Here is a 22,460-nt window from a genome sequence, read left to right as displayed (position 1 = left end):
TCGACCCGTTGCACTATTCGAAACGCCTGGAGTTCGTCGCCGAAGTCCCGCGGGCGAAAAGGTTCAGCCCGGGTCTGTTGGACAGACCCGGGCTGAATGCCGCGTTAGTTTAGTTGTTGCTCTCAGCTCTTGCGGCCGGGAGCCTTTGCGCCGGACTTGAAGCCGAGGCCGCCGGGCTTGGCAGCCGGAGGAGTGGCTTCGGGGGCGCCGTTGCCGTTGGCGGGCTGACTCGGTTCCGCGGTGGGTTCCGGCGCGGTGGATTCCGCGGCGGGTTCTTCGGCGGGGGCGGGGTCAGCGGGGGCCGACGGGGCGGTGCTGCCGGGCGCCTTGGCGCCGGGGCGCTTGAAGCCCGACTTCATCGCCAAGCCCTTGGCGGGGACCGTCGGCTTGGTTTCAGTGGGTTCCGAAACCGGTTCGGCGGCGGCTGTTTCCGGTGCGGGCGTGCTCGCCGCGGGTGCGGCCGGAGCCTTCGCACCCGGTGCCTTGGCTCCCGGTGCTTTGGCTCCCGGTGCCTTCGCGGCACCCTTCATGCCCAGACCCTTCACCGGCTTGGGAGCGGGTGCCTCCGCAGCGGATTCGGGCGCGAGGGCGGATTCAGCTGCCGGAGCCGCTGTGGCACCGGGTGCTTTGGCGGCCCCCTTCATGCCCAGCCCGCCCGGCTTCTTCGCCGGACCCTTCATGGCCAGGCCCTTGACCGGCTTGGCCGGTGCCTCGGGAGTCGATCCAGCTTCGGCCGCAGTCGACTCAGCTTCGGCCGCAGTAGATTCCGCCGCTGTGGCTCCGGGTGCCTTGGCGGCGCCCTTCATACCGAGCCCGCCGGGCTTCTTGGCCGGGCCCTTCATAGCGAGTCCGCCACCACCGGGTGCCTTGGCCGGGCCTTTCATCGCTAGTCCACCGCCAGCCGGTGCCGCCTTCGCGGGGGCTGGTGTCTCCGGCTCGGGCTCCGGTTCGGGCTCGGAAACCTCTTCGACCACAGGGGCTTTCGGCTCTTGGATGACGGTGAGGTTCTCGGTGAGCCGGGCCGGGTCGACCCGGTCGATGGCGTCCAGCATGAGCTGAGCGACGTCGACGACCTCGACTCCTTCACCCTCGCCCTTTTCCTGGCGGGCGGTGACGCCGTCGTTGAGCATGACGCGGCAGAACGGGCAGCCGGTCGCGATCTTGCCGGGAGTGGCACCGGGGTTGGCCGCGAGGGTGTTCAAGCCCTCGTCCACCCGGTCGACGTTGATGCGCTTGCCGAGCTGCTCTTCCATCCACATGCGCGCACCACCGGCACCACAACACATGGAACGTTCACCGTGGCGCGGCATTTCGACCAAGGTGGAGCCGGAGGCTTCCATCAGTTCCCGCGGCGCGTTGTAGACCTTGTTGTGCCGACCGAGGTAGCAGGGGTCGTGGTAGGTGACGTTCTGCGACACCGAGGCGACCGGGATGAGCTGCTTCTGGCGAACCAGACGGTTGAGCAACTGCGTGTGGTGCACCACCTCGTAGTTGCCGCCCACCTGCGGGTACTCGTTGTTGAGCGCGTTGAAGCAGTGCGCACAGGTGACGACGATCTTCTTTTTCTTGTCCTCGACGCCCTCGAACACCGAGTTGATCACTTCGATGTTCTGCGCGGCCAGCTGCTGGAACAGGAACTCGTTGCCCGCGCGCCGGGCCGAGTCGCCGGTGCAGGTCTCCTCGGCGCCGAGCACCATGAACTTCACGCCCGCGGTGGCGAGCAGCTCGGCGACCGCCTTGGTGGTCTTCTTCGCGCGGTCCTCGTAGGCCCCCGCGCAGCCGACCCAGAACAGGTAGTCGTAGCCGTCGAAGCTATCGGCGTCCTTGCCGAACACCGGGATGTCGAAGTCGACCTCGTTGATCCAGTTGAGCCGGTCCTTGGCGTTCTGGCCCCACGGATTGCCCTTGTTCTCCAGGTTCTTGAACAGACCGGCGAGCTCGGACGGGAACTCCGATTCGATGAGCACCTGGTAGCGGCGCATGTCGATGATGTGGTCGACGTGCTCGATGTCCACCGGGCACTGCTCGACGCACGCGCCACAGGTGGTGCACGACCACAGCACCTCGGGATCGATGATGCCGTTGACCTCGACGTCGCCGACCAGCGGACGCTCCGCCTCGGCCTTCGCGGCCTCGGGGATCTTCGCCAGCGCGGCCTCGTTCGGCTTGCCCTCGGCGTCGACCAGCCCGATCTCGTCGCCGCCCATGTCCTTGCGGCCACCGGCCAGCAGGTACGGCGCCTTGGCGTTGCCGTGGTCGCGCAGCGACATGATCAACAGCTTGGGCGACAACGGCTTTCCGGTGTTCCAGGCCGGGCACTGCGACTGGCACCGACCGCACTCGGTGCAGGTGGTGAAGTCCAGCCAGCCCTTCCAGGAGAAGTCCTCGATCCGGCCGGCACCGAAGGTGTCGTTGTCCGGGTCCGCGGTCTCCATGTCGACCGGCTTGCCCTTGGACATCATCGGCTTGGCCGCACCGAGCGCGACGCCGCCGTCGTCTTCACGCTTGAAGTAGATGTTGAAGAACGCCGAGAACCGGTGCCACGCCACCCCCCAGGTGATGTTGCGGCCGACCAGGTAGAGGAAGGCCATGCCGGACATCAGCTTCACGAAGGCGAACAGCGCGACCATGGTGGTGTTCGCGGGCAGCAGCTTGGCCACCTGCATGGTGAAGAAGTCGGTGGCCGGGTTCGAGTGGCCGTAGGCGGCGATCTTGCCCGCCTTCACGAAGATCATGCCGAGGCCCTCGATCAGCACGATCAGCTCGATGACGTAGGCGGGACCGAACTTCGAGCCGCTGAACCGGGAGAGGCGTTCGGGCAGTCGCGGATGGTTCAGCTGGCGAATGACGATCAGGGTGCCGATACCGACCACGGTGCCGATGCCGAGGATCTCGTCCCACAGGTGGTAGATCGCCCAGTCGCCGAAGATCGGCCAGTGGAAGGCGGGGTCGAAGGTCTGGCCATATGCCTCGAACCACAGGATGGCGCCACCCATGAAGCCGATCATCACGAGCCAGTGCGCCCAGCCCACGGTGCGGAACTTGGCCATCCGCGTGTGCGCGAGGAACTCGATGACCATTTGCTTGAAACGCGGGAAGAACGGTCGCCAGCGGTCCGGTGCGGGTTGTCCGACCATGATGGCGCGGACGATATTGCGGACGCCGCCGATGAACGACGCCCAACACAGGAGGCTGAGCGTCGCCCCAATCGTGCCCAGCGTCACTGTCAGGGCATTCATGTCGCGACCTTTCTCTAGAGGCAACACGAGCGCGGGCAGTTCGGCACCGCCCGATTGGCTCGTATCCTAACCGGCAGTAAGTTACCCACCGGTAACATATGCTACTTGTCGTACGATTTGCACCTGAGCTATGCCCCCTCTTGCTGGGGCTTGACTCAAAATTTACCTGTGATGAACGTCACAGAGGGTTTGCCGATCCAGCTGCGTGTTCAGGTGATCAACACCGTAAACGTCGAGGCACCCGGCCTAGTCGGTAAGGACAGGCTTAGTCATCAAGGCGCGTAATGCATCTCGCTTCTCGGTCGCCGGTGGATTACGCTCACGTCGTTCTGTCTGCTGTGCCTGTCTTCACACTGCTCGGGGAGGACCCGGGGCGACCGCCCGGGTTTGATGAAGAGCTCTCGCGTGAGGGGGATCGGCTGGTGGACGACCTGATGATGGATTGGAAACTGAATGAACCTCCGCAGAACCACCGCGGGTGCCGCGTTGGTCATCGGCGCGATGACCATCGGTCTTGGGACCGCGCATGCCGAGCCTGTCGCCGCTCCGGCCGACCCCGGCATCAACTACTCCGTCAAGCTGGTGGACAAGACGATCGTCGCGTCGCTCAAGGGGGGAACCTTCTCGGTCGAGGAGAAGGCAGGCGCTACCGCTGAAGATCCGAAGACCAGCATCGCCAACGTCCGCGACGAAAAGGGCAACACCCTGGTGTCGTTCCCGCTCGAAGTGGACGTCGACGGCAAGCTCGTTCCGGTCAAGACCGAGGTGAAGAACGACGGCGCCGTTCTCGAGGTCACCCCGCAGAAGCCGGAAGGCCTCGTCGTGTCCGCCACGCCGGTCGCCGCCAAGCCGGTTGTCGCGCAGGACATCGCGTCGCCGATCGAGAACCAGCGCGCGCAGAACGAATTCGCCAGCAACTTCGGTATCGCCACCGCGATCGGTGGCTTCGTCGGCACCGCGATCGGCGCCATCATCGGTTGCGTCATCACCCTCCCGGTCGGCTGCATCCCGGGTCTGCTCACCGGCGCGGGTGTCGGTGGCATCCTCGGCACCATCGCCGTCGGCGGTCCGACCCTGGTCGCCGCTGGTGTGGAGCTGCTGAACACCATCCAGGCTCCGGACGGCACCACCAAGTGGGCCGACAAGCCGCTTCCGGCCAAGTAAGACCTACTGCCTGACAACGAGCCCGCCGCTCCTCGGAGCGGCGGGCTCGTCGGCGTTTCAGGCGGCGAGATCCAGGGTGCCGTTGAACGACACCTCGCCCTTGCGCCGCCCGAACCGCCCGAAAGACCGCTCCGCCATGACGAACGAACCGTCCTCGCGCACCAGCAGCACCGTGCTCGCCCGGGTCCCGTGTACCGCGTCCGCGATGAACCGGGACGACAGCACCCGCTCCCTCGGACGCGAAACCCCGGTGTTCGGCAACTCCTCATCCGGTGCCTTGCTGCGATCGCCCAGCACCTCGAAATAGCGCTGCACCGCACCGGGATCGGACTGCACCACCGCCCGCAGCTCGCTCACCCCGCCCCGTACTTTGGGCCAGATGGGCTGTGAGGCGGTCAGATCCGTGTTTCCGGGGGTAAGACCTGCCGAGCTGACGAACATGCCGTTGGAGAGCCCGTGGAAGCCGGGAGCGAGTTCCTGCGGCGGCACGGCACTGCGATTGGAATGCCACCAGAGCGATTCCAGGTCCGACACCACCAGGTTGTAGCCGTTGTAGTCGTCGGGGGCGGCCGCCACGTCGAGCACGTACTTTTCCGGGCCGGGGAAATCGACGCCGGGATGCCGATCCGAAGCACCGCGCAGAAAGTCCATCAGCAGCGCACCACGGGACCGGGCGTCGGCGCGTTCATCCTTCGGGTTGCGCACGTTGGTCACCGTCGCGAAACGATTGTGCCGCTCGGGATCTCGGGTCAACCCGAGCCAGGTACCCGGCGGATCACCCGCGGCCTTGTTCTTGGCCCCCTGATCGCGCCCGGCGAGCAGGCCGGGCACTTCCGGCCACCACCGCATGGACTCGGTCGGCCGGGAGTAGAACTCGTCGCGGTTGGCCGCGACGATCAACCGATAGTCCGGATGGGCGCGCCAGCCGATCAACACCAAACACATGCAGTCCAGGATGCCGGAACATTGCCGGACGCAGCACCGCATTGGCCACCCGATGGGCCGCGCAAGGCCAGTGGAAACGTCCAGAGACAGCGAAAAGGCCGACAGCGCAACGCTGCCGGCCTTGACGACTACGACATCACTCGGTGCGAATCCGCAGGCCGGGGTTGTCCGAGAGCACCACATGCACCGGCTGCGCGAACAGTTGCGGCGCGTTGCCGGTGAGGGCACCGATCAGGTTGGGGATCTCGCAGATCGGGTAGTCGGCCACCGACGAGGCGCTGGAGATGCCGAGGGCGAGCCGACCGGACACGATCGGGCCGCCGCTGTCGCCGGGCAGCGCGCAGATGTTGGCCGAGAAGGCCTGGGTGAGCTCACGCTCGCCGACCTGCACGGTCTGGTCCACCGCGTTGACCACGCCACAGCTGAAGCCGGTACGCGAACCGGACTTGCAGACCGGCGCGCCGACGACCGGGGTCGCGACGCCGTCGATGCGCACCGAAGCGGCGCCGGGCACGCGCACCTCGTTGTTGGCGAAGCGCTCTCGCGACTGGTCAGCGATCCGGACGATGGAGTAGTCCTGCGCGCCGAGGACCGACTTCTGGAACCGGCCGAGCTCGTTGCCGAGCCGGTCGCCGTTCAGCTCGTGCACCCGTGCGGCGTTGTCGTTGCCCGCGGACGGGATGTCCGGATTGCAGTGGCCCGCCGTGATATTCACGATGTTGCCGGTGCGGTCGGTGCCGTTGAAGCCGAGCGAGCAGCGCAGCGAAAGGCGTCCGGCGACCGAGGCGTAGCCGTCGCCGCCCGCCAGCACGCCACGCGCGTCACCGGCGATCTCGCTCGCCTGCGGCAGCGTCGCCTGCTCACCGGCCACCGGCGGCGCCATCACGATGACCCTGGCCGGGTCGATGAAGCTCGGCATCGGCAGGCCGACCTTGTCGACGCGCACCGCGATGCTGTTGTTGACGGTGTCGATCACCGCGCCGCGCACGAGAGCGGAGACCTCAGCGGGCTGTCCCTCCAGCCACCGCTCGAACGCGCTCTTCTCGCCACGCAGCGCGGACTCGCTCTTCGCGACGTTGCGGACCTCGAAACCCGCTGACTCCGCGGCCTTCTGCGCCTCGTCGGCACCCGGTCCCTGCGCCAGTGCGACGACCGCCTTGCCGCCATCGTCGAGCCACGACCCGGCGAAGACCGCCGGGTACTGCCGCTGCGCGGTGGTCGCGAATGCTGCCACCTGCTGGGCCACGTCGGCGCGGCGCAGGTACTCCTCCGGGGAAATCTTCAGATCACGGGCGACCGCGGCAACCAGTTCGGCGGGCAGGTTCGGAGCCGGATCGGGTTGTGCCGTCGCTACTGCCGCGGTCGGTCCGCACAGCAAGATCGCCGCCGAGGCGGCGATCACTGTTTTTCGGACCCGGGTCTGTCGCGCAGCTGATCGGAGATGACCTATACGTGGCAGGAGCATGCCCAGACTATATGGGCTCCAGCCCGGTATGCCTACTTATAAAGAGGGTCTGGTTGGTTTGATAGTCACAAATTTTCGGTATGCCGATCGCCACACTGTGTGAAGCGACTCACCCGGCGCTGGGCCGGGTGCGTACCGCGATGCCGCTGCCGAGTCCGCCGCCCGAGGAAGCCTCGATATCGGCCAGGATCGGCCGGATCGGAATGCCGAGACTCGCGGTGCCGCCGTACTGCGCCAACGCGATATTGGCCTCGTTGCAATCCGGTGCCTCCGCCGCGTTGGAACCACTGGTGATGCCGAGGGCGAGGGTGCCGGACACGATCGCACCGCCGCTGTCGCCGCCGAGCGTGCAGGCCGAGCTGGCGAAGCCGCGCACCGTCTTGCTCTCGCCCTCCGCGGTGTACAGCTGGGTCTCGACCCGATCGGCCACCACGAAGCCACAGGTGAAGGTCGAGGACTGACCGGACTTGCAGACCGGCGCGCCGGTGATCGGGTCGGCGGTGCCGGTGATGGACAACGTGGTGCCGTTGGCGCCGCGCACCGTCGGCTGGTCCATGCCCGCGCGGACCGCGCGCTCGTTCAGCTTGATCACCGAGTAATCCAGCGCGCTCGGCCCGCCGAGTTTCGCCTGCACGAAGCTGCCCAGCTCCGGGCTGGACGGGATGTCCTTGACGTTGGGGAAGTAGACGCTGGCCTCTTGGCTGACCTTGCCGATATTCGGATCGCAGTGGCCCGCACTGATATTCAGCGCGTTGCCGGCCGCGTCCACGCTGTTGAAGCCGAACGAGCAGACGTCGACGCCCTTCAGTTCGGCGTCATGCAGTGACATCGGGGCGCTGATGTAGGTGTCGCCGCCCATCGGCCGCCGCTCGATCGCGCCGCCGCTGCCGGGCGAGAGGATGACCTTGATGTTGGCGATCAGGGTCGGCAGGTTCAGCACATGCCCGGCCGGGGTGTTGGCGACGCTGAGCACCAGCTGGCTGTTGAGGAAGTCGATGGCGACCGAATTGATCGCCTGGGAGATCTCGCGGGGCAGCGTGCCGATCCACTGATTCAGTTGCATCAGCGACCCTTCCAGGCCGTCCGCGGAGACGGGGGCGAGCCGGGTCTGGTAGCCGTCGGCCGCGGCGATCTTGGCGGCGTCCAGCGAGGTCACCGCGACGGTGGGTTTGCCGTCGGGTCCGATCCAGGCGCCCGCGAAGGAATCCGGGCGTTCCGAGCGGAAATCGCGGGCGTAGTCGCGCAACTGCTGGGCGCGGGCCGCACGGTCCAGGTACTCCGTCGGTGTCATCTTCAGGTCGCGCGCGATCGCCTGCACCAGTTCCTGCGGCAGGGAGTCGGCGGTCAGCTGCGCTGGTGTCGCTGACGCGGTGGTGGTGCAGAGCAGGGGTGCGAGGAAAACGGTCGAAGCGATAGCGACAGCTTTGACCGCGGCGCGGCGCGCCACCAACTTGCGCATGAAATCCCTTCGTTGGCACGCACGTGCCAGCTCAATCCGCGGCAACGGGCCTGAAATCCGTTGGCTCACAGTCCTCCAGCAACAGACCGGGTGCCTGTAATTCATCCGACAACACCGGTCAGCGGATCACTTTAAGGCACAAACCGGGGAAGGGCTCTACTAATCACCGACTGCCCGGTATCTGCAGGCCGGGGATCGACGGGATCTCCGGCAGCGGCTGGAAAGGAGACGTGGTGGAGGTCGGCGTGGCCGGCCGGGTGCGGGTGGGCTCGGGAGTGGTTGTCGGCGGCTCGGTGGTGGGTGGTGGCGGCGGTGGCGGTGTCGTCTCCGGCGGTGTGGTCCGGGTGATGATCACCGGCGCCTCGGTGGTCGTCGGCGTCACCGGCACGGTCGGGAAGTTGATCGGCGGCGCGGGCGGCGTCGGGCTCACCGACACCTGCTCGGACTTGGCGTCGCGCATCGGCGGCACCGGCGTCTCGCCGTCGTCACGGAACAGCACGGCCACCGCGAAGCCGCCGAGGACGAGGCCGATCAGTGCCGCGGCGCCGATCAGCAGCGGGAGCTGATTGCGGTTCTTCGCAGGCGGCGCCTTCGGAGCGGGCTTTTCCACTTCGTCGCCGTCCTGCGGCGGCGGGGCGGGTTCGGCCATCGGGATGGCCGCCGAATACGCCTGCGGCTGCGGGTCGGACGCGGACACGGCCGGGATGATGACGGTGTCCACCGTCGAGTTCTCGGCGTGGGTCGGATCCGGTGGCGTGGTGCCCGCCGGGGTGGAGAGCACCGCGGCCAGCGCCGCGCGGGCGGCGTCATAGGCGAATGTGCTGCCCGGCTCGTCCACCCCGTTGCTCGGCAGATCGGCTTCGCTGACCAGCAGCACGGACCGCAGACCCAGATAGTCCAACGCCTCGCGCAATGCCTGCACGTACTCGCGCGGCCAGTCACCCGGATGCGTCGCGTAGAACTCGGCCGGACCGTTGAGGTGGTCGGCGGTCAGGTTGATCAGGCAGAACAGTGCGGTCGCGACCAGGTCCTCGGCCCGATAGGCCTCGCCGTCGTCGACCGAGATGCCCGCCGGATCGCCCACCGCGGGCACGAAACCGGTGATCGCATGGGCGTTCGCGTCCGGCGGCGGACCGCCGAGTGTGGCGTCACCGTCGTCGGACATGTACAGCAGCGACTCGCGGACGATGAACAACGGTTCTTCGCCGCCGTCGGTGACGACCGCCGCCGTGCACTCGTCCTCGGCGATGCGTAGGCCCACCCCTGTGGCCATCCTCAGTACCTCGCTTCGGCGTCCCGGCTGACGAATCCGCATTCTGCTCACACCAGCAGGGAGCCGTGTCCCATGGCGCGGAGCATCGACAATAGCTCCGATCGAGACCTGGCACCGATCCGGCGCCGAATACGGGCGACATGATGCTCCACCGTCTTGGCGGAAATGTACAGACGGGCGCCGATCTCACGGTAGGTCAGTCCGAGAAGTACCAGCTCGGCTACCTCTCGTTCGCGTTCGCTGAGGATCGCCGTCGGCTCGCCGACCGCCGGATCGGCGGCGGGTTCGGTGCCCTCCCGCGGCGGTGTCGGTGCCTGCGGCAGGACCGGGTCCTGCGGCTTGGCATCGGCGCGGACCGTGCGGGCCAGCTTGAGCAGTGCGGTCGCGGTCGCCGAATCGGCCGCGGCGAGGGCGGCCTCGCTGGCCAGCCTGGCGGCGTCCCAGGTCATGCCGATCTCGCTCAATCCCGCGACGGCCGCTTCGACCGGCGCCGCCGATACCTGGCCGCGCAGCACCAGCACCCAGGTGCGGCCCGCGTCGGCCAGTACGGCGGCGTGCCGGTCGCCCGCTTCGGCCGCGGCCTTCAAGGCCCTGGCATGGGGTAGCAGCTCTTGCGGGTGCTCGTGCAGGATCGCGGCCTGCACGCCGTACCAGTGAAAGGCATTGGCCCAGGCGGGCGGATCGGCCAACCGGCGAAGCAGTGCCAGCGCGGCGTCGACCAGCGGCGCGATGCGTCGCTCGTCGCGCAACCGGATACCGGCCAGCCAGAGTTCGCCGATCGGGAGCAGCGCGAGCAGGTCGGCCTCCACGTCGTCGAACAGCGGGTAGGCCGCCTGCCAGGCCCGCGAGAGCGCGGCGTGATCGCCGGTGCGCCGGGCCAGGCCGACCGCGACACCGTGGGCGAGCAGGCGGTCCCGGACATCGAGCGCACGGTGATCGAGCGCGGCGACGGTGGCGGCGGCGGACCGCTCGTCTCCGCCGAGCATCGCCGACCAGGCCGCGAGCACCTGGAGTTGATGGCAGCGCAGGCCGCTGGCGGTGGCGCGGCGCAGCGCGTCGCCCGCGCGGCGCGGCTCGCCGGTGCCGAGGCAGAGCAGCGTCGCGATGGACACCGCGGTGCAGGGCAGGAAGCGGTCGACGCCGGAGTCGGCGTGTGCGGCTTGGACGAGCGCGGAGACCGCCGCGGCCGTGCCGTTGACGGAAAGCATTGGTGTGGTGGATGTTCCGTGGTCACCACGCTCGCCGTGGCGGAGCGAACCGGCGAGTGCGGTGGCGATCAGCCTGGCATGGGCGTTCGCCTCGGTCGGCGGCCACTGCGTCGCCGAGCCGGACATCGCCGCGGCGCCGGACACGTCTCCGGCGAGCGAGAGGACGGTGGCGCCGATGGCCCAATCCGCGCCGACGCGTTGCGCGCCGAGCCACGAATACAGTTGGGCCGCACGGCCGACCAGGCCGCGGCGGGTCAGCGCCGCGGCGCAGATCCGCACCGCGTCGGCGAGTTCCGCGCTGGACACGCCCGAACGGGCGAGTACCGGCTCGGCCAACCGCATGGCCGTTTCACCGTCACCGTTGCGGCCTGCCGCCTCGGCCCAGCGCAGCGCGATGCGGTCGGGATCGGCACCGGTCGCCGCGGCTGCCGCGTAGTAGCGCACCGCCTCGCGACCCGCCTTTTCCGCTGCGGCGGCGAGGAATTCGGCCAGGCGCTGGTCGCGCACGCCGGATTCGGCGAGCAGCAGGGCGGTGTGGTCGCGCAGCAGGCCCGCGTCCAACCGGGCGCCGAGCAGCCTGCGCTGGACCGCGACGAAGCGGCGGTCGCCCAGCAGCGTGCGCAGCGGGCCGACCGCCGGAGTGAGCAGTAGATCGGCATCGGTGACCAGCGCGCTGGCCCTGGCGCGATCGATGAGATGCTGTGCGGCAACGGGTTCCACGCCGAGCACCTCGGTCAGCTCGCTGGCATCCAGGCCCGCGCCGGTGGTGGCCACGACGAGGGTTTCCAGCAGATCGGGCTCGAGGTTGTCCAGTAGCGAGCGAGCCCAGGCGGCGACGGCCGCGTCGACCGCGCCGATGCCCGCGTCGAGCCGGGCCGAGCAGGCGGCGGTCAGCGCGGCGACCACGCCGCCGCGGATACCGTCGGTCTGCCGGTGGATGTGCTGGGCCACCTGGCGCGGCACCATCATGCCGAGTTCCCTGGCGAACGGGGCGATGTCGGCCACTCCGAGGGCGCGCAGGTCGACCACCCGGCCGCGGCGGGCGACGGTGTCGGCCAGCGTCCGCAACCGGAGGTCGTGCGGGCGCGGCTGGGCCGCGACCACTACCGTGCGCTGTCCGGATTCGACTGCGGTGCGGAGATATTCGAGTTCCAGCGAGCCCAGCGTGTGGGCGTTGTCGACGATCAGTGCCGGACGGAGCTCCGCGGTACGGGCGGTCGGGCGGGTGGTGCGGGTGCCGAAACCGTTAGGGGAGCCGACGGCCGGGCCCGCACCGTTGGTAGTGTGCGTGGCCTCGACGGCCATGGCGTCCTGCAGCGGGATGCCGCGCGCACGCAGGCGGGCACGAATCTCGTTGAGCAGGGTCGATTTACCGGTCTGCGAGCGGCCGCGAATGAGATAGACAACCGGCTCTCGGTCGGCCGACTCCAGTTCCCGGAGAATATCCCGTGCCGACGGCAGGGTGTCGAACGCGATATCAGCCACCGTTTCCTCCGAGGATCTGGCCGGGCGCGCGCAGCACGGTGCCGACGCTGTTGCCGACGGAGTCGACCGTGTCGTTCAGGACGCCGGTCGGCAGGCTCGGTGCGTTCGGCGGTGCCGGTGGCGCGGGTTGGTTGCCAGGTGCTGGCGCAGGTGCCGGAGCGGGCTGCGGATGCGGCGCCGGTTGCGGCGCACCGGGTTCCGCGGGCGGCGCGGCGGGCTGTCCGGGAGCGGGCTCGCTGTGCACGACGGCCACTGTCGTCGCGGCAGGTGAGCCTGGCTGCGCGGCATCAGGTTTCGGGTGACCGGCGGTGACGGGAGAAGAGTTGGTCGCGGCGACCGGCGCGTTGGGATCGCCGGTTTGTCCGCCGGTGGTCGCGGCGATCTCCGCGGCACCCGCCGGGGAAGAGTGCTCGGCGGGGGCCGGGTTCGGGCTGAACTGGGCGCCCGTGCCGATCGCGACAGTGCCGGTCGCCAGTATCCCTAGGACGACCACGGCGCCCGCGACGATGGCGGCGCGCCGCCTGCCGCTGAGCCGGGGCTGGTCGGCTACCTCTACCTCGGGCAGGGACGAGAGCGCCACCGAGGGAAGCTCTTTGGTCTTCGGCGCGGCCGCCGCCGGCGGTGCGGCGGGCAGGGGTGCCGCGGTGACGGACGCCAGATCCGCGGCCAGCGCGGCCGCACCGAGGGCGCTGGTGTGCGCCGGCTCGGGTGCCGCGACCACCGGGCGGCCGAACTCGGTGGAAATCAATTCGGCGACCAACGGGATCGCCCCGCCGCCACCGGTGAGCAGCACCCGGCTGATATCGGCGATGTCGAGCCCGGCCCGATGCACCGCGTCACGGATCAGGTCGATCGAGGTCAGCAGCGGTGCACGGAGCAGGTCCTCCAGTTCGCCGCGGACCAAACGGACGTTGCTGCTCTGCGTGTCCGCCGGATTCAACCGCGCTCGCACGACCGTCGCGGTATTTATGGAGAGCTCTTCTTTCGCTGTTCTGCAGCGCGCGCGCAATGCTGACAATTCCCGCTCGACTACCGGGTCGAACGGATCGAAATCATTTGCGGGCGCGGCGTTTGCCAGAACATAGCGCAGGGTCAGTAGATCGAATTCGGCACCGGCGACGTCCGTGGTACGCAACGGTGTGCCGAGCAGGCTCGCCTGATCGCCGGTGCGGACCACCGAGACGGTCAGGCCGGTGGCGCCGAGGTCGTACACGAGCACCGCGCCGTCGCCGAGCGGGCCGTGCGCCGACTCCAGCCAGCGGACGGCGGCGGTCGGCTCTGGCACCAGGGTCACCTCGTGCAGACCCTCTCGATCGAGGGCGGCGCGCTGGATGTCGACGGTGTGCCGAGTCCACCACGCCGGGTGACATGCGACTGTCGATCCGTACGCTCGTGCGTCCGTGCTGATCTCGTCCATCAGGCAGGCGATGGCGGCGGCGACGAGGTCGGCGGCGGAATGCGCCGTGCCGTCCTCGGCCAGCATGTCCACCGGATCACCGACCCTGGCGAGGAAGCCCTCGACCAGCACGTCGCGGGAATGCCGTCCGGTGGCTCGCGCGTCGGCGCCGAAGGTGGGCGGGGTGTCGGCGGCCAGCTGCAGCACGCTGGGATGGGTGACCACGCTGTCGCTGTCATCCCCCGCTGCCGCCACGGCCACCGAATTCGACGCTCCGACAGTGATGCCGAGCGCCAGACGCTGTGTCATTCGTGAACCCCGTTCGAAAAACTCTGTGGCCCGATGTCGCTGTGTAGTCCGATGTGCGAAAGGCAGTGCGGGCACGCCGACGCAACAGTTGTTTCGGTTGCTGGCCGTCCGCCGTTACCGGCGCGGGGGAAGTTCCGGGGAAATTCCCCTAATGCCGCGCTTGCCCCTAAGGGCGGCCGGGGGTGAGTCATAGGGGTCGGCCCCGTTACGCGTAACGAGCGGCGCCCCTAGCGTGAAATTCATTCCAACGACTGCGGATCGCGGAGGTCCGCCGGCTCTCAGGAGATGTTTCTGATGACACCCAACGCGATTCTCGAGTTCATCCTCAACTTGCTGCGCGACCACGAGGCGGCGGTCGGCTACTGCGCCAACCCGACCCAGGCGCTGGTGGCGGCGGGTTTGCCTGCGGTCAGCCCGGAGGATATTGCCGCCGTCGCCCCGATGGTCGCCGAGTCGGCACTGGTCGCGGGCGGCTCCCAGCTGTCGGCGATCGTCGCCGCCGGCGCCCAGACCGGGGCTGCCGCCGTGCTCGGCGCCGCGGGCACCGTGGGCGCCGCCGCGGCGGCGAATGCCGGGCTGAATGTCGGCGCCGACCTCGGCATCGACCTCGGCGCCCAGGTCGGCACGGGCATCGACCTCGACGCGGGCCTGAACACCGCGGTCGACACCGGCCTGCAGGTCGGTGCCGACCTCGGCGCGGGACTGTCCGCGGGACTCGAGTCGGTCGCCGGCGTCGGCGCGGATCTGTCCGCCGCGATCGGCGGGGCCATCGGTGCGGGCGGGCAGGTGGTGACCGACCTCGGGGCTGGCCTGCAAGGTGCGGTGGATGCCGGACTGCATGCGGGAACGGGGCTCGAAACGAGTTTGTCCGCGGGTGTCGGGGGTGCGCTCGACGCGGTGGGGCAAGCCACCACCGGCCTCACCACCGGCCTCGATGCCGCTCTCGGCGCGGACGGCCAGGTAGGCGCGGATCTCTCCACCGGTGTGCAAGGCGCGGTGAACGCCGCGACAGGCTTGACGACCGGCCTCGATGCGGCGGTCGGGGTGGGTGCCGATCTCGGTGCCGGAGTGACGACTGGCCTGCAAGGCGCAGTGGATGCCGGTGCGCAGGCGGCAGCGGGTTTGACCACCGGACTCGGCAGCACTCTCGACGCGGGTGTCGATCTCGGCGCCGACGTGACCACTGGTCTGCAGGGCGCTGTGGATGCCGGGACGCAGGTGGCCGGTGGGCTGTCCACCGGACTCGGTGCGGCGGTGGACGCGGGGACCGATCTCGGCGGCGGTCTTTCGACGGCTGTGGATGGCGCGGTGAACGCCGGGGCGCAGGTGGGGTCGGGTCTGGAGACCGGGCTGTCCGGCGCGGGCGCTGTTCTCGGTGCGGGTGCCGAGCTCGGTACCGAGTTGGGGACGACTGTGGATAGTTCGATAAACGCTGGGGCCCAAGCTGGTTCGGGCCTGACGGCCGGTTTGTCCACAGGCCTCGATGGTGCCCTCGATGCCGGTGCTCAGGCCGGGGGCGCACTCGGCGGCGGGCTCGAGGTGGGCGGGCAGGCGGCGACCGGGTTGGCGACCGGCTTGTCCACCGGGATCGGAGCCGCGGCGGATGCCGGTGCCGGACTCGGCGGTGGGATCTCCGCTGGACTCGAGGGTGCGGCCGGTGCCGGTGCGCAGTTGGGGACAGGTCTGGAGACCGGTCTCGGCGGCGGCATCGATCTGGGTGGACAGGCGGCGACCGGTCTCGAAACCGGATTGTCGACCGCGATCGGTTCGACTGCGGACCTCGGTGGAGGTTTGTCCACAGGTATCGGTGGCGCGGTGGATGCCGGTGCCGGACTCGGCGGTTCATTCGGCGGCGCGACCCAGGGTGCTGTGGATGCCGGTGCGGGCTTCGGTGGTTCGCTCGGCGGTACAACTCACGGCGCTGTGGACAACAGCTTGACCCTCGGTGGCACAACTCAGGGAGCTGTGGATTCCGCTGCGGGACTGGGTGGTTCCCTCGGTGGCACGGCCCAGGGGGCTGTGGATACCGGCGCGTCCCTCGGTGGTTCGGTCGGTGGCAGTACCCACGGGGCTGTGGATGCCGCTGCGGGACTGGGTGGTTCGGTCGGCGGCAGCGCGCAGGGTGCTGTGGATACCGGTGCCGGGCTGGGTGGTGGTGTCGGTTCGACCGCGAACACCTGGTCGTCGGTGGATGTTTCGAGTGCGTTCGGGTCGGGGTTGGACAGCACCGTCGGTGCGCATGGCGACACCGGGTTGTTCGGCGATACGCATGCGGACGCGGATCTGACCGGCAGCGCCGGTGCGGATCTCAGCGGCGACGCGATGCTGCACTGACGGACACACTGATCTGACCGAAAAAACATCCTGCTCCCACTGAAAGAGGTCACCGCCGCGATGGGGACGCCCGCACCGCCCGCCACGCCACCGGCGATACCGCTGCTGTCGGTACTCGGCGAAACCATCGCGGCGGCCAAGGCCGCCGGTCGCAACGATCTGGTCGGCCGCCTGGAAGTGGCGGCCGATCGGGTCCGGGACCCGCGCCGTCGCATTGTCGTTGCGGGACAGCTGGATCAGGGCAAGAGTCGCTTCGTCAACGCGCTGCTCAACCTGGAGATCTGCCCGGTGGGTGACGACGTGACCACCACGATCACCACCCTGCTCGCACACGGACCCGAGCCGCGAGCGGAGTTGGTGCTGACCGGCCCCGGCGGCGACTCCGGCGGCCCGGAAACCCGAGTTCCGGTGCCCATCAACGAGATCGGGACCATCACCGCGCGCTCGCCGCTGGCGCAGGGACGACGAGTTCTGCGGCTGGAAATTCAGGTGCCCAACCCCTTGCTCGCCGACGGCATCGTGCTGATCGACACCCCGGGCGTAGGTGGACACGGAAGTTCTTATGCGGCAAGCGTGCTGAGCATGGTGCCGACGGCCGACGCGGTGCTGGTGCTCTCCGACGCATCCACCGAACTCACCGAACCGGAACTCGCCTTCCTGCGCCAGGTGCACGAACTCTGCCCCGCCGTGGCGCTGCTGGTGACCAAGACCGACATGTACCCCCACTGGCGGCAGGTGTACGAGGCCGACCGGCAGCACCTGGCGAAGGCGGGGCTGGCGGTGCCGATGATCGGGGTGTCATCGCTGCTGCGCAGCCACGCGCTGCGATTGCAGGACCAGCAACTGGGCATCGAATCCGGCTTCGGCCTGCTCTACCAGTTCCTTCGAGACCAGGTGGTGGCCCGTGACCAAGTCGCTACCCGCAGCGCGGTCGCCCGCGAACTTCGTTCCGCCGCCGAGCATTTGGCGCTGGCACTGGGCAGTGAGCTGGTCGCGGTGCGCGATCCGGCACGTGGTGCCGCGGCGGTCAGGGAACTGCAAGCGGCGCGGACATCGGCCGAGGAACTGCACCGCCGCACCGCTGCGTGGCAGCAGACGCTCGCCGACGGCATCACCGACCTGGCTGGCGACGTCGACCACGATCTGCGAGACCGGTTGCGCGGCATCACCAGAACCACCGAGGAGTGGATCGATGAACACGACCCCGGCAGGCATTGGGACCGCATTGCCGAATACCTCACCGGCACCATCGATACGGCGATCGGTGACAACCTGCTGTGGACCCATTCGCGCGCCCGCCAACTCGCGGAACGGGTCGCCGAGCATTTCACCGAGGTCGGTTCCGCCGATCTCCCGGACGTCCGGCCGGACTCGGCGGACGGCAGTCATGTCGGCGCGGGCACCCTGGCCGACCTCGAGCCCGATATCGGCTTCGGCAGCAAACTGCTGGTCGGCATGCGCGGATCCTACGGCGGCGTGCTGATGGTCGGGCTGGCCAGCACGTTCGCCGGGCTCGCGCTGCTCAACCCGATCTCGCTCGGTGCCGGACTAGTGGTGGGCGGCAAGGCGTTCCGCGACGACAAGCAGGCCAGGCTGGCCCGGCGCCGGAACGAGGCGAAGGCCGCCGTCCGCCGCTTCGTCGACGACGTGGCGTTCCAGACGGGCAAGGAATCCAAGGACCGGCTGCACCGCATCCACCGAGCGCTGCGCGACCACTACGCCGGGGTGGCCGAACGCAGCCTGCGGTCGATCGACGATTCACTACGGGCCGCGCAGGAGGCGGCGACGATGGCGAATGCCCGTCGCGCCGAGCGCGGCGCCGTGCTGGAACGGCAGCTGCGTGTGGTCGCCGAGCTGGGCCGATACGCCGACGCCATGCAGTCCGCGTTGCCGAGCGCACCGGTCGGTACGGTTGCGCCGTGAGTGAGCGTCAGCGAGTGAACCGAGGGCACGGCGCGCCTTCGCGAACGGCGGAGTCGTGAGGCGAGAGGTCGGCGCGGCGCCGGCGATAGTTGCCGAGGCACATCGGCTGGTTGGTGCGGCCCGTGCGGCGTTGGCCAGCGAACCGAGGCCGCGGGCACTGCTGGCCGATTGTGCCCGCCGGTTGGACCAACCGCTGCGCGTCGCGCTGGCCGGATCGTTGAAGGCGGGCAAGTCGACGCTGCTGAATTCCCTTGTCGGGCAAGATATCGCGCCGACGGATGCGACCGAGTGCACCAGGGTGGTCACCTGGTATCGCTACGGTTCCACGCCCAGCGTGACGGCGCACGCGGGCGACGGCGCCCGGGCGAACGTGGTGGTGCGCCGCGGTAGCGGCACGCACGGACTGACTTTCGACCTGGCCGGGCTGACCTGGAACGCGCCCGCGCCGCGTGAGGTCGACCACCTCGAGGTGGAATGGCCCGCGGCGGCCCTGGCACACACGACGATCATCGATACTCCTGGCACGTCCTCGCTGTCGCGTGAGGTGTCGCAGCGCACTGCCCGGCTGCTCACGCCGGGTGCGGATCTGGAGCAAGCCGAGCAGGGCATCGCGGTTCCCGGCGCCGACGCGGTCGTGTATTTGTTGCGCAGGCTGGACGCGGCCGACGTCCGGTTCCTCGAGCGGGTAGGCGCCGGAACCAGTGCCGCGCCGGGGCTTTCCGGTCTGCCCGGCCCGCTCGGCGTCGTCGGCGTGGTCTCCAGGGCGGACGAGATCGGCGCGGGACGGATCGACGCCTTGCATTCGGCGCGTGAGGTCGCGACCCGCTTCGCCGGTGAACTGGAGCGAACGGGCCTGTGCCAGGCGGTAATTCCGGTGGCCGGACTGCTCGCGTTCGCCGCCGCCACGCTGCGTCAACAGGAGTACGCCGCATTCGAAGCGCTGGCCGGTGTCCCGGTCGACGAGCTGAGCACGGCACTGCTCTCCGCGGATCGCTTCGCGCGTCCCGATATCGCATTGCCGGTGGCGCCGCAGGTCAGGGCTCAGCTCGCGGAACGCTTCGGTCTGTTCGGCATCCGGATGGCGGTCACCCTGATTCGGCTCGGCGTGCGCGACTCTGCCACGCTGGCAGCGGAATTGACCGCCCGCAGCGGCGTCGACGAGCTGCGTTCGGTGCTCGACGTCCAATTCGGCCAGCGCGCAGATCAACTCAAGGCGCATTCCGCCCTCACCGCGCTCGCGCGGGTGCTGACCGCTTACCCGGGCAGCGCGGCCGACGCCTTGCTGCCCAGGGTGCGCACCCTGCTCGCCGATGTGCACGGTTTCGCCGAACTCCGCTTGCTCGGCCGGCTCCGCACCGACGAATTGGCCTTGCCGCCAGCGGATCTCGCCGAACTGCACCGCCTCATCGGCGGCTCCGGCATCGCGCCGCACCTGCGTCTCGGCCTTCCGGTCGATGCCGCACCCGCGGTCCAGCGGGACCGAGCCGTCGCGGCGGTCCGCAAATGGCGGGCCCGGGCCCGCCACCCGCTCGCCGATCAATTCACCAGCACGGCCTGCCTCACCGCCGCCCGAAGCGCGGAAGGCACCCTCGGCCTGTTGCCCGAGTAGGTCGGCGGTCGCTTACTCGGTGAACCTGCTACTCGGTGATTCTGCGCAGCGCTTCCGCCAGGTCCGCGCCGGTCGGTGCGTGCTCGGGATCGATCAAGTACTGGGCGGCCAAGCCGGTCAGTAAGGCTTGGTAGAAGGTGCCGATCGCGCGACCCTTCGTCTCGTCGGCTTCGTCGATGTGCTCGAAGAGGCGGGCGAGACCGCTGCGCGCCTCGGCCAGGCCGGCCGCGAGCTGATCCCTGGTCGCCGGATCGTGCCCGGCCTGGGCAATGGTGTCGAAGGTGGCCGCCCATAGGCCGCGATGAGTGCCGATCGAGTCGATGACCGCCGTCCAGTTCGTCGCGAACCGGTCCAGCGGCGTCGCCTCGGGCCGCGCCGCGTCGGTCAGCACGCGTTCGAGTTCGACGCCCCACTCGCGGTTCGCCTGGGCGAGTGCCTCGTTCAGCAGTGCCTCTTTGGACCCGAAGTGGTAGCCGATGGCCGCCATGCTGACCCCGCCCGCGGCGGTCGCGATATCGCGCACGGTGGTGCGGGCGTAGCCCTTCTCGAACAGGCAGCGCCGCGCGCCTGCCAGCAGATCCTCTCGGTTTCCCATAGCCGACATGCTAGCGCAACCGTCTTAGGCATTTGTCTTGCGCATATGCCTAAGACATACGTACAGTTCTCCTCATGAGTAGCGAAGTCCCCAAGACCGTCCTCATATCCGGTGCCAGCATCGCCGGACCCGCGCTGGCGTTCTGGCTGAACCGCTACGGCTTCGCCCCGACGATCGTCGAGCGCGCACCCGCGCTGCGCGACGGCGGTCAGGCGATCGACGTGCTCGGCACCGGCACCGAGGTGATTCGGAAGATGGGACTGCTCGGGCGGGTGCACGAACACAGCACCGGCAAGCGCGGCACCTCCTATGTCGACGCCGCGGGCAAGCCGCGGGCGAACATCAGCAGTGAGGTGTTCAACGGTGTCGGCGCGGGCGGTGACTGCGAGATCCAACGCGGCGATCTGGCCCGGGTGCTGTACGAGGCCACCCGCGACGATGTCGGATACCTCTTCGGGGACAGCATCACCTCGCTCACCGAGGACGAGAACGGCGTGCACGTCACCTTCGCGCGGGCCGAGTCGCGCAGCTTCGATCTGGTCATCGGCGCCGACGGCGTGCACTCGAACACCCGCAAGCTGGTGTTCGGCCCGGAGGCGGACTTCCTCCGGCACATGGGCTACTACATCTCGATCTACACCACTCCGAACCTGCTCGAACTGGACCACTGGGAGTTGGACTACAACCTCCCCGGCAAGATCGCGGGCAGCTACAGTGCCCGCGGAAACACCGAAGCCAAAGCGATTTTCGCCTTCGAGTCGGCCCAGCTCGACTACGACTACCGCGACATCGAGCAGCAGAAGCGGATTGTCGCGGACACCTTCGCCGACGCCGGCTGGGCAGTGCCGCGCCTGCTCGAACATCTCGACGATGCCGAGGATTTCTACTTCGATGCCATGACGCAGATCCGGATGGACACCTGGTCCAAGGGGCGGATCGCGTTGGTCGGCGATGCGGGCTACTGCGCGGCGCCGCTGTCCGGTCAGGGCGCGAATTTGTCCCTGGTCGGCGCCTACCTCCTGGCCGGGGAACTCGCCGCTGCCGGTGGCGACCACACCGTCGCCTTCGCCCGGTATCGGCAGGAGCTGCTGCCGCTGGTCGAGGCCTGCCAGACCTTCGCCGAGGGCGTCGGCAAATGGTATGCGCCGCCGACCAATTCGATGATCTGGTGGCGCGACGTCAATGTCCGTCTGCTGCCTTACCTGCCCTGGCGTGGCCTCATCGGTGGTGCTCCGCAAAAGGTCGCTCGCACCATTCCGGCCAAGGACTACCGCGCCTACGAGACCGCTCCGGCCCGCAAACCGTGAACGACGAACATGCACCTTCCTCGTAACTCGGACGCATGTGCGGCGCTCGGTGTGAATCCGGTGCCGTCGGGTACGCGACCGGTACCCGAACGAGGAGGTCGCGATGAGTCAACAGAAAGTAGTGAACGCGCTGCTGGACCGAGCCGGGACGGGGTACGCCGCCGAGGCGGGTATTCAACTGGCCGACAAGCCCGCGCCATTGTTCCAACTGCTCATGCTCGCCGAACTGCTGAGCACCAGAATCTCCGCCGACATCGCGGTGGCCGCGACCAGAGAGTTGATCGCGACCGGCTATCGCACCCCGCAGCGGGTCGCCGACGCCGACTGGCAGGAACTCGTCGACGCGCTCGGCCGCGCCCACTACCGCCGCTACGACGAGAGCGCCGCCACCCGCCTCGGCGCCAACGCTTCTCAGGTCCTCGACCACTACGACGGCGACTTGCGCAAGCTCGCCGAAGAGGCCGAGCACGACCCCCAACGCGCCGCCCAACTCCTGCAACAGTTCCAGGGCATCGGCCCCACCGGCAGCGATATCTACCTGCGCGAAGTCCAAGACATCTGGCCATGGGCCCGTCCGCATTTCGACGAACGCGCCCTGCGCGGCGCCAACCGCATCAAGCTCCCCGCCACCCCGGCCAAGCTCGCCGCCCTCGCCCCGAAAGACCACACCGCCGACCTGGCCGCCGCCCTGGTCCGAATCACCCTGGACGACAAGCTCGCCGAAGAAGTCCTCGACGCCGCCCACTGAC

At 69.0% G+C, this 22,460-nt stretch carries 14 protein-coding genes; 6 read left to right on the top strand and 8 right to left on the bottom strand.

Annotated features, from left to right (window positions below):
* Positions 1 to 122 precede the first annotated feature (122 nt).
* On the bottom strand, positions 123 to 3,239 hold the full coding sequence (locus tag KV110_RS39500; RefSeq protein ID WP_218472188.1) for a (Fe-S)-binding protein: 3,117 nt from the start codon (positions 3,237 to 3,239) through the stop codon (positions 123 to 125).
* Positions 3,240 to 3,692: 453 nt separating this feature from the next.
* Between KV110_RS39500 and KV110_RS39495 the strand changes: the two genes are divergently transcribed.
* Positions 3,693 to 4,403 (top strand): DUF8020 domain-containing protein, encoded by a 711-nt coding sequence (locus KV110_RS39495; RefSeq protein WP_218472187.1) that lies wholly within the window; start codon positions 3,693 to 3,695, stop codon positions 4,401 to 4,403.
* 57 nt (positions 4,404 to 4,460) lie between these two features.
* Here KV110_RS39495 and KV110_RS39490 read toward each other — a convergent pair whose 3' ends face one another.
* The 6 genes from KV110_RS39490 to KV110_RS39465 all read right to left on the bottom strand — a co-directional run bounded on the left by KV110_RS39490 (position 4,461) and on the right by KV110_RS39465 (position 13,943).
* Positions 4,461 to 5,348, bottom strand: a complete 888-nt coding sequence (locus tag KV110_RS39490; protein ID WP_218472186.1) for an NRDE family protein — start codon at positions 5,346 to 5,348, stop codon at positions 4,461 to 4,463.
* A gap of 136 nt (positions 5,349 to 5,484) precedes the next feature.
* Positions 5,485 to 6,813 carry a S1 family peptidase gene (locus KV110_RS39485; protein ID WP_246634244.1) on the bottom strand — a complete coding sequence of 443 codons (1,329 nt, stop codon included), beginning with the start codon at positions 6,811 to 6,813 and terminating at the stop codon, positions 5,485 to 5,487.
* A gap of 109 nt (positions 6,814 to 6,922) precedes the next feature.
* Positions 6,923 to 8,272 (bottom strand): S1 family peptidase, encoded by a 1,350-nt coding sequence (locus tag KV110_RS39480; protein ID WP_218472185.1) that lies wholly within the window; start codon positions 8,270 to 8,272, stop codon positions 6,923 to 6,925.
* 163 nt (positions 8,273 to 8,435) lie between these two features.
* Positions 8,436 to 9,545 carry a hypothetical protein gene (locus KV110_RS39475; RefSeq protein ID WP_246634243.1) on the bottom strand — a complete coding sequence of 370 codons (1,110 nt, stop codon included), beginning with the start codon at positions 9,543 to 9,545 and terminating at the stop codon, positions 8,436 to 8,438.
* A gap of 47 nt (positions 9,546 to 9,592) precedes the next feature.
* Positions 9,593 to 12,238 carry a LuxR C-terminal-related transcriptional regulator gene (locus KV110_RS39470; protein WP_218472184.1) on the bottom strand — a complete coding sequence of 882 codons (2,646 nt, stop codon included), beginning with the start codon at positions 12,236 to 12,238 and terminating at the stop codon, positions 9,593 to 9,595.
* Positions 12,231 to 13,943: an Hsp70 family protein gene (locus KV110_RS39465; RefSeq protein ID WP_218472183.1), complete on the bottom strand. Its 1,713-nt coding sequence runs from the start codon at positions 13,941 to 13,943 to the stop codon at positions 12,231 to 12,233. The genes KV110_RS39470 and KV110_RS39465 overlap by 8 nt, the downstream gene beginning before the upstream one ends.
* A 294-nt stretch (positions 13,944 to 14,237) precedes the next feature.
* Between KV110_RS39465 and KV110_RS39460 the strand changes: the two genes are divergently transcribed.
* The 3 genes from KV110_RS39460 to KV110_RS39450 are packed head-to-tail and all read left to right on the top strand — an operon-like array spanning position 14,238 to position 19,809.
* Positions 14,238 to 16,277, top strand: a complete 2,040-nt coding sequence (locus tag KV110_RS39460; RefSeq protein ID WP_218472182.1) for an IniB N-terminal domain-containing protein — start codon at positions 14,238 to 14,240, stop codon at positions 16,275 to 16,277.
* Positions 16,278 to 16,337: 60 nt separating this feature from the next.
* A complete protein-coding gene (locus KV110_RS39455) occupies positions 16,338 to 18,200 on the top strand; it encodes a dynamin family protein (protein WP_218472181.1) in 1,863 nt (620 codons plus the stop codon).
* Positions 18,201 to 18,255: 55 nt separating this feature from the next.
* Positions 18,256 to 19,809 (top strand): dynamin family protein, encoded by a 1,554-nt coding sequence (locus KV110_RS39450; protein ID WP_218472180.1) that lies wholly within the window; start codon positions 18,256 to 18,258, stop codon positions 19,807 to 19,809.
* Positions 19,810 to 19,837: 28 nt separating this feature from the next.
* On the opposite strand, the gene KV110_RS39445 is transcribed toward KV110_RS39450, so the two are convergent.
* The gene (locus KV110_RS39445; RefSeq protein WP_218472179.1) at positions 19,838 to 20,404 is read right to left on the bottom strand and encodes a TetR/AcrR family transcriptional regulator; all 567 of its coding nucleotides are present in this window, start codon (positions 20,402 to 20,404) and stop codon (positions 19,838 to 19,840) included.
* Positions 20,405 to 20,478: 74 nt separating this feature from the next.
* Here KV110_RS39445 and KV110_RS39440 point away from each other — a divergent pair, with 74 nt between their 5' ends.
* Positions 20,479 to 21,711 carry an FAD-dependent monooxygenase gene (locus tag KV110_RS39440; protein WP_218472178.1) on the top strand — a complete coding sequence of 411 codons (1,233 nt, stop codon included), beginning with the start codon at positions 20,479 to 20,481 and terminating at the stop codon, positions 21,709 to 21,711.
* A gap of 103 nt (positions 21,712 to 21,814) precedes the next feature.
* Entirely contained in the window at positions 21,815 to 22,459 is a 645-nt protein-coding gene (locus tag KV110_RS39435; protein WP_218472177.1) for an HhH-GDP family DNA glycosylase, read from the top strand.
* Position 22,460: the final 1 nt, after the last annotated feature.

This window comes from Nocardia iowensis, assembly GCF_019222765.1.
Lineage (GTDB): Bacteria > Actinomycetota > Actinomycetes > Mycobacteriales > Mycobacteriaceae > Nocardia > Nocardia iowensis.
Note: the sequence above shows the minus strand (reverse complement) of the source record. Positions and strands in the feature narration are given on the sequence as shown.

Bases quoted from the DNA above. Each gene is read 5' to 3' on its own strand.
- KV110_RS39500 (WP_218472188.1), bottom strand. From the start codon at position 3,239: ATGAATGCCCTGACAGTGACGCTGGGCACGATTGGGGCGACGCTCAGC.
- KV110_RS39495 (WP_218472187.1), top strand. From the start codon at position 3,693: ATGAACCTCCGCAGAACCACCGCGGGTGCCGCGTTGGTCATCGGCGCG.
- KV110_RS39490 (WP_218472186.1), bottom strand. From the start codon at position 5,348: ATGTGTTTGGTGTTGATCGGCTGGCGCGCCCATCCGGACTATCGGTTG.
- KV110_RS39485 (WP_246634244.1), bottom strand. From the start codon at position 6,813: ATGCTCCTGCCACGTATAGGTCATCTCCGATCAGCTGCGCGACAGACC.
- KV110_RS39480 (WP_218472185.1), bottom strand. From the start codon at position 8,272: ATGCGCAAGTTGGTGGCGCGCCGCGCCGCGGTCAAAGCTGTCGCTATC.
- KV110_RS39475 (WP_246634243.1), bottom strand. From the start codon at position 9,545: ATGGCCACAGGGGTGGGCCTACGCATCGCCGAGGACGAGTGCACGGCG.
- KV110_RS39465 (WP_218472183.1), bottom strand. From the start codon at position 13,943: ATGACACAGCGTCTGGCGCTCGGCATCACTGTCGGAGCGTCGAATTCG.
- KV110_RS39460 (WP_218472182.1), top strand. From the start codon at position 14,238: ATGACACCCAACGCGATTCTCGAGTTCATCCTCAACTTGCTGCGCGAC.
- KV110_RS39455 (WP_218472181.1), top strand. From the start codon at position 16,338: ATGGGGACGCCCGCACCGCCCGCCACGCCACCGGCGATACCGCTGCTG.
- KV110_RS39445 (WP_218472179.1), bottom strand. From the start codon at position 20,404: ATGGGAAACCGAGAGGATCTGCTGGCAGGCGCGCGGCGCTGCCTGTTC.
- KV110_RS39440 (WP_218472178.1), top strand. From the start codon at position 20,479: ATGAGTAGCGAAGTCCCCAAGACCGTCCTCATATCCGGTGCCAGCATC.
- KV110_RS39435 (WP_218472177.1), top strand. From the start codon at position 21,815: ATGAGTCAACAGAAAGTAGTGAACGCGCTGCTGGACCGAGCCGGGACG.